Here is a 13,388-nt window from a genome sequence, read left to right on the forward strand (position 1 = left end):
AGCGGCTCAGCCCCGCTTCAGGCGCGGCGGCTCAGAAGGCGGAGACCCCGGTGAGCGCCCGCCCGATGATGAGCTTCTGGATCTGGCTGGTGCCCTCGTACAGGGTCATCACGCGGGCGTCCCGCAGCAGCTTCCCCACGGGGTACTCGTCGATGTAGCCGTAGCCGCCGAAGACCTGGAGGGCGTTGTTGGCGGAGCGTACGGCGGCCTCGGAGGCGAACAGCTTGGCCTTCGACGCGGCGGTGGCGAAGTCCTCGCCCCGGTCGACCAGATCGGCGACCCGCCAGGTCAGCAGCCGGGCCGCGTCCACGTCGACGGCGATGTCGCTGATGAGTTCCTGCACGAGCTGGTACGAGGCGATGGGCTTGCCGAACTGCTCGCGCTCCCCCGCGTACCCGACGGCGGCGTCGAGGGCGGCCTGGGCGATGCCGACACAGCCGGCCGCGACCGACATGCGGCCCTTGGCGAGGGCGGACATGGCGACGGAGAAGCCCTTCCCCTCGGGGCCGAGCATCGCGGAGGCCGGGACGCGGACGCCTTCCAGGGCGAGTTCGGCGGTGGCCTGGCCGCGCAGGCCGAGCTTGCCGTGGATGGTGTGGCGGGTGAGGCCGGGGGTGTCGGCGGGGACGAGGAAGGCGGAGACGCCCTTGTGGCCGGGGGTGTCGTTCGTCCGCGCGAAGAGGAGGACGACGTCGGCCCAGGTGCCGTTGGTGATGAACATCTTGGCGCCGTCGATCACGTAGTCGCCGCCGTCGCGGACGGCCCTGGTGCTCAGGTTGCCCGCGTCGGAGCCGGTGCCCGGCTCGGTGAGGCCGAAGCAGCCGAGGGCGTCGCCGGAGGCGAGCCGGGGCAGCCAGGCCCGCTTCTGCTCCTCGGTGCCCCAGGAGGCGATGGTCTTGGCGACCAGGCCGAGGGAGACGGAGACGATCCCGCGCACGGAGGAGTCGCCGCGCCCGAGCTCCTCGGTGACGAGGCAGTACGCGAGGTGGTCGCCGCCCGAACCTCCGTACTCCTCCGGGACGGTGAGCCCGAGGAAGCCGACGGAGCCGAGCTTCTTCACCAGCCCCCGGTCGACGTTCTCCGCCTGGTCCCACTCGACGACGTACGGCGCCACCTCGCGGGCGACGAAGTCGGCCGCCAGCCGCCGTACGGCCTCCTGCTCCTCGCTCAGTCCCAGATCCACCGCGACGTCACCTCACCCGGTCCGCCCGGCGTTCGCGCGGAACGCCCGGCACGCTCAGCATTTAATTACCACTGCTAGTTTTCTTGGTACGGGCCTACTATGTGCGCCATGGCCCGACCGCGCAAGCCCCTGCTCAGCCGAGAACGCATCGTCGAGACGGCGGGCGCGCTCGTGGACGCGGAGGGCCTGGACGCCCTCTCGACCCGGCGGCTCGCGGCGGAGCTCGGGGTGAGCGGGCCCTCCCTCTACAACCACTTCCGCACCAAGGACGAGATCCTGGACGCGGTCGCGGACGCGGTGAGCGCCAAGATCGACCTGTCGATGTTCGAGGCGGACGACCCGCGCGACTGGCGTACGGCCCTGCACGACTGGGCGCTCTCCTACCGGGCCGCCCTCGCCGACCACCCGCACATCGTCCCGGTCCTCGCCCAGGGACCCGGGCGCCGCCCGGCGGGCCTCAAGGTCGCCGACGCGGTCTTCGGCGCGATGGTCCGGGCCGGCTGGCCGCCCGCCCAGGCCACCCACATCGGCGCCCTCATGCGGTACTTCGTCACCGGCTCCGCCCTCGGCTCCTTCGCGCGCGGCTTCGTCGACGACGAGACGGCGTACGACCCCGCCGACTACCCCCATCTCGGCCAGGCGCACCGCCTCGCGGAGCACCGCGAGAAGGTCGACGAAGGCGCCTTCGCCACCGGCCTGCGCGCCCTGCTCGACGGCCTGGGCACGCAGTACGCCGGCCTGCACGGGCGCCACGCCGAGCCGGGCGTCCATGAGCCGGGCGGCGCTCGCGACCCGGGCGGCACTCACGCCTCGGGCGGCGCGCACGCTACGGGCGCTGACGCCTCGGGCGGTCACGTCTCGGGCGCTCGCGCCTCGGGCGGTCACGTTTCGGGGCGGGCCGAAGCGTGAGCGGGGGATGCTGGGGACATGGCAGCCAGTGATCTCGCCGCGTTCGCGGCGCTCTTCGCGGAGGAGAGCAGGGCCGCGATGCTGCTCGCCCTGCTCGACGGGCGGGCCTGGACCGCCGGGGAACTCGCCCGGCACGCGCGCGTGGCGCCGTCCACCGCGACGGAGCACCTGGGGAAGCTGGTCGCGGGCGGCGTGCTCACCGAGGAGCGGCAGGGCCGGCACCGGTACGTGAGGCTCGCCGGGCCCGGGATCGCGCAGCTCGTGGAGGAGCTGGCCGCCCTCGCGGGTCCGGCTGCGGACGAGCCGCGCCGGTCGCTGGCCGCCGTGAACGCCGGACGGGCGCTGGCCAGGGGCCGTACCTGCTACGACCATCTCGCCGGGCGACTCGGCATTGCCGTCACGGACGCCCTGACCGCGCGCGGACTGCTGCGGCAGGACACCGGGTTCGCCCTCACGGACCGGGGCCTGGAGTGGTTCGCGGACGTCGGCATCCCCCTGGTGGCGAAGGGACGGCGGCCGCTCGCGCGCGGCTGCCTGGACTGGACCGAGCGGCGGCCGCACCTCGCGGGCGTCGCCGGAGCGGCGTTCTGCGCGCACGCGCTGGACAGCGGCTGGTGCGTACGGATCGGATCCGAGCGCGCGGTGAAGGTCACCCCGGCCGGCGAGCGCGCGCTCCTCCAGGAACTCGGCATCACGGCGGACGCCCTGCGGTGACCCGACTGGTGGCTGGCGAGCGGCGTCCCTCCGCGCGACGGAAGGGGCGGCGCGGGGCGAGCGCCCGGGGGCCTGGGGGCGGGGGGCCGGGGGGCCCGGTGCCCCGGGGGGCCCGGTGGCCCGGGGCCGGTGACCCGGTGACCCGGGGCCGGGGGCAGGTGGCCGGTGGCGGGTGGCCCGAGGCCCGGTGGCGGTGGCCCGGGGGCCCAGTGGCCCGGGGCCGGGTGGCCGGTGGCAGGTGGCCCGAGGCCCGGTGGCGATGGCCCAGAGCCGGGGGCCCGAGGCCAGCGGCCCGAGGCCCGGTGGCGATGGCCCAGGGCCGGTGGCCCGAGGCCCGGTGGCGGTGGCCCAGGGGCCCAGTGACCCGCGGCCGGTGACCCGGGGCCGGGGGCGGGTGGCCGGTGGCCCGAGGCCCGGTGGCGGTGGCCCAGGGCCGGCGGCCCGAGGCCAGTGGCCCGGTGACCCGGGGCCCGGTGGGCCCTGCGGCCCGGGGCCCGGCGGTCCGAGGCCAGTGGCCCGGTGGTGGCCCACTGGCCCCGGTAGCCAGGGGCCCGGCGGCCCGTTGGCCCGGCGCCTGTGGCGTTATTGCGGTGTGGGCCGAAGCGTGGGGGTCATACCGTCGGGGTATGCCGAAATCCGCCGCCTCCGCATCCGGCTCCCCCGCCGTCTCCCCCACCACCGGCCGACTCGCGCTCGCCGCCGCCGGGGTCACCGTCGTCCTGTGGGCGTCGGCCTTCGTCTCCATCCGCAGCGCCGGGGCCGCGTACTCCCCCGGCGCGCTCGCCCTCGGGCGGCTGCTCGCCGGGGCGCTGGTCCTCGGGGCCGTCCTCCTGGTCCGGCGCGAGGGGCTGCCGTCCCGGGCCGCCTGGCCGGGGATCCTCGTCTCCGGGCTGCTCTGGTTCGGGGTGTACATGGTGGCGCTGAACTGGGGCGAGCAGGAGGTGGACGCCGGAACGGCCGCGATGCTCGTCAACATCGGCCCGATCCTCATCGCCCTGCTCGGCGCCCGCTTCCTGGGCGAGACCCTGCCCCCGCGACTGCTGGCCGGGATGGCGGTCTCCTTCGCCGGCGCCGTGGCCGTGGGCCTGTCGATGTCCGGCGAGGGCGGGCACGCCTCGGTGCTGGGCGTCGCGCTCTGCCTGCTGGCGGCCGTCGCGTACGCCGGCGGGGTCGTCGCGCAGAAGCCGGCGCTGGCCCACGCGAGCGCGCTCCAGGTGACGACCTTCGGCTGCGCGATCGGCGCGGTCGCCTGTCTGCCGTTCGCCGGACAGCTGGTGTCCGAGGCGGCCAGGGCGCCGCTGTCGGCGACCGCGAACATGGTCTACCTCGGCGTGTTCCCGACCGCGCTCGCCTTCACGACCTGGGCGTACGCGCTGGCGCGGACGACCGCGGGACGGATGGGCGCGACCACGTACGCCGTGCCCGCCCTCGTGGTCCTGATGGCCTGGGCGCTGCTGGGCGAACTGCCCGCGGCGCTGACGCTGGTGGGCGGCGCGCTGTGCCTGGCGGGCGTCGCGGTCTCCCGCTCCCGCCCCCGCGCGTCCGCTCCCGCGCGGGCGGGAACGGCCGCCGGCAGGGAGGACGCGGCCGCAGGCCCGGAGAAGACCGCGGGTCCAGACGGGGCCACCGGCCCGGAGGGAGCCACCGGCCCGGAGGGAGCCACCGGTCCGGAGGGGGCCGCAGGTCCGGAGGGGGCCGCAGGTCCGGAGGGGGCCGCAGGCGAGCGGCGCGGGTGAGGCCCCGGCCACCCGCTTGCGCGGCCCTCGGCGGGACGAGGGCGTCCCGCCGCGGGCCGGCGCCCGCTCCGTACCGCGCCGGGAAGCCCCGTACCGCTCCGTAAGGCGTCAGAAGACGACGAGGGCGCGGCCGCCCTTGCCCGCGAGCATGGCGTCGAAGGCGCCGGGGATGCCGTCCAGGGTGATCCGCTCGGTGACGAGCGCGCCCAGGTCGAAGCTGCCGTCCCGGATGTGGCCGGCGATGACGGGCAGGTCGGCGGCCGGATCCGAGTCGCCGTACACGCAGCCCGCCAGCGTGCGGCCCCAGTGGAAGATCTCCAGCGCGTGGAAGGAGACCTCCTGGTCCTTGCCGCCGATGCCGACGACGGTGGTACGGCCGCCGCGCCGGGTGGACTCCCAGGCGGTACGGATGGTGACGGCGCGGCCGACGCACTCCACGGCCACGTCGACGCCGTGCCCCCCGGTCAGCTTCCGGATCTCGCGGGCCGTGGTCTCCGAGGCCACGACGTACTCGGTGGCTCCGGCGGCCCGCGCCAGCTCCTCCTTCTCCCGCGAGACGTCCACGGCGACGATCGTGGACGCCCCGGCGATCCGGGCGGCCTGGAGGGTGGCGAGGCCGACGCCTCCGACGCCGAAGACGGCGACGGTCTCGCCCGCCCTGACCCGGGCGGAATGGTGCACGGCGCCCCAGCCGGTGAGGACGGCGCAGCCGAGGAGCGCCGCGTCGGTGAGCGGTACGCCCTCCGGGACGGGCAGCAGGCACGCCTCGGAGACGACGGTCTCCTCGGCGAAGGCGGCCACGTTGAGGCCCGGGTGGAGCTCGCGCCCGTCGGCGGCGCGGGCGTGCACGTTCGCCGCGCCGTTGAGCGCGTTGACGCAGAGCCACACCTCGCCGAGCGAGCAGGGGTGGCAGGCGCCGCAGGCCGGCGCCCAGTTGAGGACCACCCCGTCGCCGGGGGCGACCGTGGTCACCCCCTCGCCGACGGAGACGACGGTGCCCGCGCCCTCGTGGCCGAGGACGGCGGGGACGGGGAGGCGCATGGTGCCGTTGGTGAGCGAGAGGTCGGAGTGGCAGACCCCGGCGGCGGCGAGCCGGACCCGCACCTGGCCGGGGCCGGGCTCCGGCAGCTCGATGTCGGTGATCTCCAGCGGGGCTCCGACGGCGGGCAGGACGGCGGCACGGATCACGGGTGTCTCCTTACTGCGGGCGGGCGGGAGTGCGAGCGGACGGGACCGCGGGCGGGGGGACTGCGGGCGGGGGCGGGACCGCGGCCGGGCGGGACTGCGGGCGGGGGCCTCGGGGCTCAGAACTGGAGGGACTTGGTCTGGAGGTACTCGGTCAGACCGTGCGCGCCGAGCTCCCGGCCGACGCCGGACCGCTTCCAGCCGCCGAAGGGGGCGAGCGGGTTGAACCGGCCGCCGTTGATGTCGACCTGGCCGGTCTCCATCCGGCGGGCGAAGGCGACCGCCTCGCTCTCCTCGCCCCAGACGGCCCCGCCGAGGCCGTACTCGGTGCCGTTGGCGAGGGCGAGGGCCTCCTCCTCGTCCTCGTACCGCAGGATCGAGAGGACCGGTCCGAAGATCTCCTCCCGCGCGATGGCCATGTCGGGGGTGACGTCGGCGAAGACCGTCGGAGCGACGTAGTAGCCGGTCTCCAGCGGTGCCTCGGGGCCGCCGGCGACGAGGCGGGCGCCCTCCTCGATCCCCTGCTCGATGTAGCCGCGGACCCGGTCGCGCTGGCGGGCGCTGACCAGCGGGCCGAGGCGCTCGCCGGGGGTGTACTTGGCGGCGGCCTCGGCGGCGAGGGCGACGGCCTCCTCGTACCGCTCGGCGGGGACCAGCATCCGGGTCCAGGCGCTGCACGTCTGGCCGGAGTTGGCCATGACGTTGCCGACGCCGACGGCGACGGCCTTGGCGAGGTCGGCGCTGGGCAGGACGACGTTGGCGGACTTGCCGCCGAGTTCGAGGGCGACCCGCTTGACCGCGCCGCCGGCGAGGGCGCCGATACGGGCGCCGACGGCGGTCGATCCGGTGAAGGAGACCAGGTCGACGCCGGGGTGCTCGGCGAGGGCCTGGCCGGCGACCGTGCCGTAGCCGGTGACCAGGTTGAAAACACCGGCCGGGATGCCCGCCTCGTGGACGGCCTCGGCGAAGAGCTGGGCGGTCAGCGGGGTGTTCTCGGCGGGCTTGAGGACGGTGGTGCAGCCGGCGGCGAGGGCCGGGGCGACCTTGGCGACGATCTGGTGGAGCGGGTAGTTCCAGGGGGTGATGGCGGCGACGACGCCGACCGGCTCCGCGTAGACGGTGGAGTTGCCGACCTTCTCCACGAAGGGGTGGGTGGCCGCGAGTTCGGCGTACGTGCCGGCCACCGTGACCGGCAGTCCCGCGTGCACCGCGGCGGCGATCTTGGGCGGGGCGCCGAGTTCGGCGGTGACGGTGGCGGCGATCTCCTCGGCGCGGGCGGCGAGCGCGTCGCGCAGCGCGGCGATCCGGGCGGCCCGCTCGGCGGGGGGCGTGGCGGACCAGCCGGGCAGCGCGGCGCGGGCGGCCCGCACGGCGGCGTCGACGTCCTCCGCGGTGCCGGCCGGCACCTGGGCGATGACCCGCTCGGTGGCGGGATCGACCACGGGGATCGTCTCGGAGGAGGCCGCGGGGCGCCACTCCCCATCGATGTACATCGCGTCGTGGGCCTTCATCAGCGCTTCCCCATTCCCGGTCCGCTCGACCGCTCGCCTGCGGCGGAGCCGATCCGCTCGGCCCCGCACCCCCGCCAGCCCAAACTAGCGCTGTTAGTTTTAGGGCGCCAGGGGGTGCCGGAGTGGGGCGGGTCTCATCACGGTCCAGGCCGCCCTGCCCGGCGGAGTGGGGCGGGGCGCGGCGGGGCGGGGCGGGGCGGGTGGGGTGGGGCGGGTGGGGCGGGTGGGGCGGAGCTGGGGGTTGGGCGGGGGTACGCGGAACGGCCCCGCACCGGGGCCGTCCGGCGCCGTCGGGCGACGGTATCCGACGGGGGGCCGGTACGGGGCGGCCGGTGCGGGGCGGCCGGTGCGGGGCCAGCGCGGGGCGGGGCCGGTGAGGGGCAGGGCCGGTGAGGGGCAGGGCCAGTGCGGTCCTCGCGGTTCAGATCTGCGTGTCGACATCGGTGAGGTGGGCGAAGACGACGATGTTGGCGTCGTACCCGGCACCCCGGTCGTAGGCTCCGCCGCAGGTCAGCAGGCGCAGTTCGGGCCGGCCCGTGGGGCCGTACACCTCCTTGTCGGGGAAGGCGGACTTCGGGTAGGTGCGCACCTTGTCCACGGTGAAGACGGCGACCCGGCCGTCGGCGCGGGCGACCCGGACGGTGTTCCCGGGGCCGAGCGAGTCGAGGTCGAGGAAGACGGCCGGCCCGGTGGTGGTGTCCCGGTGCCCGACCACCACGGCCGTGCCGCGCTCGCCGGGCGCGGGGCCGGCCGCGTACCAGCCGACCTTCTGCGGGTCGTCGACCGGTGGCACGTCGAGGCGCCCCTGCCGGTCGAGCCCGATGTCCAGGACGGGCGCCTCGGTGGTGATCGCGGGCACGGCGACCAGGGTGGGGCGGGAGCGGGAGAGCGGGGCGTGCGGCGGCGACACGGGGGTCCGCGCCGCGCGGGCACCGGCGGGGCCGGCGGGGGCGGTACGGGGCCGGGCGGCGTCGGTACGGGGGCCGGCCGCGTGGGCGCCGGGTCGGGCCGCGTCGGCGCGACTCCCGGCCGCGTCCGTACCGGGCCGGGCAGCGTCCGTACCGGGCCGGGTCGCATCCCCGGCGGCGGTGCGGGGGCCGGCGCCGGAGGTGGTGGCCCCGTCGCCTTGGCCGGGGCCGCGCGCCTCGGCCCGAGCCGCCGCGTCGGACTTGGCGTCGGCTCCGGCGACGGGCTGCGGGTCGGCGGGGTCCCCGCTCCCGCTCCACCACACGCCCCCGGTCACCAGGACCGCGGCCACCGCCACGGTCCTGGTGAGCCGGATGAGCCGTCGCTGCCGACGCGTGAGACGGGCGTTACGCCGCGCCATCGTTGCGGCGGCGCGAACGGCGGATCAGCACCAGGCCGACGGTGCCCGCGAGGCCGGCGGCGACAGCCGCCCCCACACCGAAGGTGGAGCCGTCCTCGGCTGCGGCGATCTCGGCGCTGCCGCCACCACCGGCACCGACCGGACCCTGCGGGGGCCGCTGGCCGTTGCCTCCGCCGCCGCCGTTCCAGCCGTTCCCTCCGTTGCCGTTGCCTCCGTTGCCGTTCCAGCTGGTGCCGCTCTCGCTGTTACCGCTCTCGCTGCTGCCTCCGCCGCCGTTGCCTCCGTTGCCGTTTCCTCCGTTGCCGTTGCCTCCGCCGCCGTTCCAGGTGTTCGAGCTCTCGCTGTTGCCTCCGGTGCCGTTGGCACCGTTGCCACCGCCCCCGTTGCTGTTGCCGTTGCCGTTGCCGTTGCCGTTGGCGCCGGTGCCGTTGACGCCGTTGCCGGCGGCTCCGTTGCCGCCGTCGGGGCAGTCGACCTGGAAGACCTTGTTCTTACCCGCTCCCTGAGCCCCCGCGAAGGTCCACGTGAGCCTGTACGTGCCGTCGGGCAGGGCGAGCCGGTCGGTGTGGCCGGTGCCGCCTGCGAGCCTGAGGCTTCCGGCCAGGTCGGGGCCGTCCGCCCTGTCTGGCTGGGGAGCGATCGTCCACCGCACCCTCTGGACGCTGTCGAAGTTGAAGGCGGCGAGGTAGAAGTTGCAGACCTTGGACTCGTTGCGCTGGTCGGCGAAGGGCGTGCCGACCTCGTGGATCTTCACGTCACCGTTGTCGCCGGGGGCGGCGTACGCGGCCGGGGCCCCGCCGGCGAGGGCGAGGCCCGCGACGGCGAGACCGGAGACGGCGGCGAGGGGGCGGGCGGTGCGGGCGAGCATGCGGATTCCTCCACGGGGATGTCGTCGGGCAGTTGACCGATAATCCGACTATCCGTCACATCTTGGACACACACGGTAGCGACATGCGCGGCGGCCCGTCCCCGTCCCCCGTCCGGCGGAGGAGGTCAGACGATCCCGAAGAGGACCGCGGCGGCGAGGACGACCAGCGAGGTCAGGGCCGCCCACTTCACGGTGAACCGGGTGTGGTCGCCGAACTCCACCTTCGCCATGCCGACCAGCACGTACACGGCCGGGACCAGCGGGCTCGACATGTGCAGGGCCTGGCCGACGAGCGAGGCGCGGGCGATCTCCAGAGGGGAGACCCCGTGGGCGGCGCCGGCCTCGGCGAGGACGGGCAGGACGCCGAAGTAGAAACCGTCGTTCGACATGAAGTAGGTGAGCGGCAGGCTCAGCACCCCGGTCACGAGCGCCATGTGCGGACCCATCGCGTCCGGGATGGCGCCGACCAGCCAGTCCGCCATGTGCTTGACCATCCCCGTGCCGGTGAGGACGCCGGTGAAGACCGCGGCGGCGAAGACCATGCCGGAGACGTTGAGGACGTTCTCCGCGTGGGCGGCCAGGCGCTCCTTCTGGTCGGCCGGGCGGGGGTAGTTCACGGTGAGGGCGAGGGCCGCGCCGATGAGGAAGAGGACCGGGATCGGCAGCACTTCGAGGATCATCGCGGTGAGCAGCGCGACGGTGAGCGCGGCGTTGAACCAGTACAGACGGGGGCGGAGGGTGGCGCGGTTCGGGTCGAGGCCCTGGAAACCGGGGGCGGCGGGCTCCTCGTCCGGCGTACCGGCGGGCGCTCCGCCCGCGGCCGGGACACCGGCGGAGGCGCCGCTCGCCCGCTCGGCCCGGCCGCCCGCGCCCTGGGCCCTGCCAGCGCCCTCGGCCGTGTTCTCGCCCGCTCCGCCCCCGCCCCCGGCACCGACGAGGACGGTGCCGGTGCCGGCGTCGGCGTCGGTCCCGGTGGCGAGCGCCTCGTCGAGGGTGAGGTAGCCGATCCGCTTCCGCTCGCGGCGGCCGAGGACGTACGCGAGCGCGATCACGAAGAGCAGGCCGACGGCGAGGGCCGGGATCATCGGGACGAAGATGTCGCCGGCGTCGAGCTTGAGCGCGGTCGCGGCTCGGGCGGTGGGACCGCCCCAGGGCAGGGTGTTCATGACGCCGTTGGCCGTGGCCGCGACGCCGGTGAGGACGACGAGGCTCATGCCGAGCCGCTTGTAGAGCGGGTACATCGCCGAGACGGTGATCATGAAGGTGGTGGAGCCGTCACCGTCGAGGGAGACGATCGCGGCGAGCACCGCCGTGCCGACCACCACGCGGACCGGGTCGGCCTTGCAGAAGCGCAGGATGGCCCGGACGATCGGGTCGAAGAGTCCGACGTCGATCATGACGCCGAAGTAGACGATCGCGAACATCAGCATCGCCGCGGTGGGGGCCAGCTTGCTCACGCCGTCGATGACGTAGTCGCCGAGCTGCGCGCCCTGTCCGACGGCGACGCAGAAGAGGGCGGGGATCAGGACGAGCGCCGCGATCGGCGACATCCTCTTCATCATGATCAGGACCAGGAAGGTCGCGATCATGGCGAAGCCGAGGACGGTCAGCATGGAGGCACCTCACGTTCACCGTTGAACAGCCGCCGAGCGGCGGTCCGGATGACCGTAGGTGCCTCCTTCCGGCCTCAACAAGGGGTCGACGCGTGAGCAATACGAGCAAAACCCCAGGTCACAGCCGTGACGCTGGTGCCGCCGGGGTCACCTCCACCGGGAAGCCGTTGAGGACGGCGGTCCCGGAGAGCGGGTCGAGCAGCGAACCGTCGAGAAGCTGGTTGACGTTGACGCCGGGGCGGACGGCGGCCACGGTGAGCCGGGTGCCGGGGCGGTCGTGGCCCCAGCCGTGCGGGAGGCTGACGACCCCGGGCCGCACCGTGTCGGTGACCTCGACCTCGGCCGTGAGCTCGCCGCCGTCGCCCTTGATGCGGGCGGGGGCGCCGTCGGCGAGCCCGAGCCGGCCGGCGTCGTCCGGGTGCACCTGGAGGGTGCAGCGGTTCGAACCCCCGGTGAGGGCGGGGGTGTTGTGCAGCCAGCTGTTGTTGGAGCGCAGGTGGCGGCGGCCCACCAGCTGGAGGGTGCCGGGCTGCGGTACGGCGGTGAGGGCGGCCCGCAGCCGGGGCAGGTCGGCGGCGATGGGCGCGGGGAGGAGTTCGATCCGCCCGCTGCGGGTCCTCAGCACCTCGTCCAGGCGCGGCTTGAGCGGTCCGAGGTCGATGCCGTGCGGGTGGGCCTTGAGCTCGTCGAGGGTGAGGCCGTACGGCCCGAGCCGCAGCATCAGGTCGAGCCGGCGCTCGGCCCCGTTCTCGCCGGTGAGGGCGGCGGCGAACTCCTTGGGATCGGCGCCGTACGCGGGCGAGTGCGGCTGGGTCACCGCCTTGGCGACGAGGGCGTCGACGGCGAAGTCGTCCACGGCGGAGGGCGGCGCCCCGTGCATGCCGGACGCGGCGAGGACCAGCCGGGCGTGGATCTCGCACTCGTCCATGTCGCCGGCCTCCAGGGGGACGGCGGCCGGGGTGAAGCGGGCCTGGTCGCGGACGGCGAGGCCGTTGAAGGCGAAGTCGAAGTGGGCGCTCCGGGAGGGCGGCGGCGGGGGCAGCAGGACGTCGGCGTGGCGGGTGGTCTCGTTGAGGTAGGGGTCGACGCAGACGAGCAGGTCGAGGCCGGCGAGGGCGGCGTCGAGCCGGAGCCCGTCGGGGGCGGAGAGGACGGGGTTGGAGGCGATGGTGATCAGCGCCCGGACGCGACCCTCCCCCGGGGTGTCGATCTCCTCGGCGAGCGCGGCGAGCGGGAACTCCCCCTTGACCTCGGGGTGCCCGGAGACGCGGCTGCGCCGGCGGCCGAGGGCGAAGCCGCGGCCGGGCCCGGCGGGCCGGGGCGCGGGGGCGGTGGCGGAGCGGGGGAAGAGGACGCCGCCGGGGCGGTCGAGGTTGCCGGTGAGGACGTTGAGCACGTCGACGAGCCAGTTGGCGAGGGTGCCGTGGGCCACGGTGGAGCTGCCCATCCGCCCGTAGACGGCGGCGGTGGGCGCGGCGGCGAGCTCCCGGGCGACGGCGCGGATCGTGCCGGGGTCGAGCTCGCAGACGGGGGCGACGGCCTCGGGGGTGAACTCCCGTACGGCGTCCCGGACCTGGCCGATGCCCTCGGTGCGGTCGGCGAGGGCGCCGGGGGCGGTGAGGTCCTCGGCGAAGAGGGTGTGGACGAGCGCGGCGAGGAGGAGGGCGTCGGTGCCGGGCCGGGGGGCGAGGTGGCGGTCGGCGAGGCGGGCGGTGCGGGTGCGGCGGGGGTCGACGACGGTGAGGGTGCCGCCGCGGCGGCGCAGCGCGGCGAGCCGGCCGGGGAAGTCGGGGGCGGTGCAGAGACTTCCGTTGGAATCCAGCGGGTTGGCCCCGATGACCAGGAGGTGGTCGGTGCGGTCGAGATCGGGCACGGGGATGGCGAAGGGGTCGCCGAAGAGGAGGCCGCTGGAGACGTGCTTGGGCATCTGGTCGAGCGTGGAGGCGGTGAAGAGGTTGCTCGTGCCCGTGGCGCGGAGGAGGAGGGGCGGGTAGAGCGCTCCGGCCATCGTGTGAACGTTGGGGTTGCCCAGGACGATGCCCAGGGCGTCGGGGCCGTAATCCTCGACCAGCGGGCGGATTCTCGCCGCGATCGTGTCGAAGGCCACCTCCCAGCTCGCCTCCCGCAGCCGGCCGTCCTCCCGGACGAGCGGGGTGCGCAGACGGTCCGGGTCGGAGTCGACCTGGGGGAAGGCGGCGCCCTTGGGGCAGACGAAGCCTCGGCTGAAGACGTCGTCGCGGTCCCCGCGGACGCCGGTGACCCGGCTGCCGTCGAGGGTCAGGACGAGTCCGCAGGTCGCTTCGCAGAGGGGGCAGATGCGCGGGGCCGTGGTCATGACGTCT

The 13,388-nt window shown here is 75.4% G+C and carries 10 protein-coding genes; 3 read left to right on the top strand and 7 right to left on the bottom strand.

What is annotated here, in order from left to right; translation table 11 throughout:
• Positions 1-31: 31 nt before the first annotated feature.
• Positions 32-1,183 (bottom strand): acyl-CoA dehydrogenase family protein, encoded by a 1,152-nt coding sequence (locus ACIGHB_RS25100; RefSeq protein ID WP_399915995.1) that lies wholly within the window; start codon positions 1,181-1,183, stop codon positions 32-34.
• Between the two features lie 108 nt (positions 1,184-1,291).
• Here ACIGHB_RS25100 and ACIGHB_RS25105 point away from each other — a divergent pair, with 108 nt between their 5' ends.
• The 3 genes from ACIGHB_RS25105 (at position 1,292) to ACIGHB_RS25115 (ending at position 4,542) form a co-directional block, all read left to right on the top strand.
• Positions 1,292-2,092, top strand: coding sequence for a TetR/AcrR family transcriptional regulator (locus ACIGHB_RS25105; RefSeq protein ID WP_399915997.1), 801 nt, complete (start codon positions 1,292-1,294; stop codon positions 2,090-2,092).
• An 18-nt stretch (positions 2,093-2,110) separates the two neighbouring features.
• Entirely contained in the window at positions 2,111-2,806 is a 696-nt protein-coding gene (locus ACIGHB_RS25110) for an ArsR/SmtB family transcription factor (protein WP_399915999.1), read from the top strand.
• A gap of 626 nt (positions 2,807-3,432) precedes the next feature.
• Entirely contained in the window at positions 3,433-4,542 is a 1,110-nt protein-coding gene (locus ACIGHB_RS25115) for a DMT family transporter (protein WP_399916001.1), read from the top strand.
• Between the two features lie 108 nt (positions 4,543-4,650).
• Here ACIGHB_RS25115 and ACIGHB_RS25120 read toward each other — a convergent pair whose 3' ends face one another.
• The 6 genes from ACIGHB_RS25120 to ACIGHB_RS25145 all read right to left on the bottom strand — a co-directional run bounded on the left by ACIGHB_RS25120 (position 4,651) and on the right by ACIGHB_RS25145 (position 13,381).
• Complete coding sequence (locus ACIGHB_RS25120) at positions 4,651-5,730, bottom strand: Zn-dependent alcohol dehydrogenase (RefSeq protein WP_399916003.1); 1,080 nt, start codon at positions 5,728-5,730, stop codon at positions 4,651-4,653.
• A gap of 116 nt (positions 5,731-5,846) precedes the next feature.
• Positions 5,847-7,238, bottom strand: a complete 1,392-nt coding sequence (locus tag ACIGHB_RS25125; protein WP_399916005.1) for an aldehyde dehydrogenase family protein — start codon at positions 7,236-7,238, stop codon at positions 5,847-5,849.
• A gap of 421 nt (positions 7,239-7,659) precedes the next feature.
• Positions 7,660-8,496, bottom strand: a complete 837-nt coding sequence (locus tag ACIGHB_RS25130) for a class F sortase (protein WP_399916007.1) — start codon at positions 8,494-8,496, stop codon at positions 7,660-7,662.
• A 55-nt stretch (positions 8,497-8,551) separates the two neighbouring features.
• Positions 8,552-9,433 (bottom strand): hypothetical protein, encoded by an 882-nt coding sequence (locus ACIGHB_RS25135; protein WP_399916010.1) that lies wholly within the window; start codon positions 9,431-9,433, stop codon positions 8,552-8,554.
• 125 nt (positions 9,434-9,558) lie between these two features.
• Positions 9,559-11,046, bottom strand: a complete 1,488-nt coding sequence (locus tag ACIGHB_RS25140) for a CitMHS family transporter (RefSeq protein WP_399916012.1) — start codon at positions 11,044-11,046, stop codon at positions 9,559-9,561.
• 118 nt (positions 11,047-11,164) lie between these two features.
• Positions 11,165-13,381 (bottom strand): molybdopterin oxidoreductase family protein, encoded by a 2,217-nt coding sequence (locus ACIGHB_RS25145; protein ID WP_399916014.1) that lies wholly within the window; start codon positions 13,379-13,381, stop codon positions 11,165-11,167.
• Positions 13,382-13,388 lie beyond the last annotated feature (7 nt).

Origin of the sequence: Streptomyces sp. NPDC085460, assembly GCF_044541975.1 — a bacterium.
GTDB lineage: Bacteria > Actinomycetota > Actinomycetes > Streptomycetales > Streptomycetaceae > Streptomyces.

Bases quoted from the DNA above. Each gene is read 5' to 3' on its own strand.
- ACIGHB_RS25105 (WP_399915997.1), top strand. From the start codon at position 1,292: ATGGCCCGACCGCGCAAGCCCCTGCTCAGCCGAGAACGCATCGTCGAG.
- ACIGHB_RS25125 (WP_399916005.1), bottom strand. From the start codon at position 7,238: ATGAAGGCCCACGACGCGATGTACATCGATGGGGAGTGGCGCCCCGCG.
- ACIGHB_RS25110 (WP_399915999.1), top strand. From the start codon at position 2,111: ATGGCAGCCAGTGATCTCGCCGCGTTCGCGGCGCTCTTCGCGGAGGAG.
- ACIGHB_RS25135 (WP_399916010.1), bottom strand. From the start codon at position 9,433: ATGCTCGCCCGCACCGCCCGCCCCCTCGCCGCCGTCTCCGGTCTCGCC.
- ACIGHB_RS25140 (WP_399916012.1), bottom strand. From the start codon at position 11,046: ATGCTGACCGTCCTCGGCTTCGCCATGATCGCGACCTTCCTGGTCCTG.
- ACIGHB_RS25115 (WP_399916001.1), top strand. From the start codon at position 3,433: ATGCCGAAATCCGCCGCCTCCGCATCCGGCTCCCCCGCCGTCTCCCCC.
- ACIGHB_RS25145 (WP_399916014.1), bottom strand. From the start codon at position 13,381: ATGACCACGGCCCCGCGCATCTGCCCCCTCTGCGAAGCGACCTGCGGA.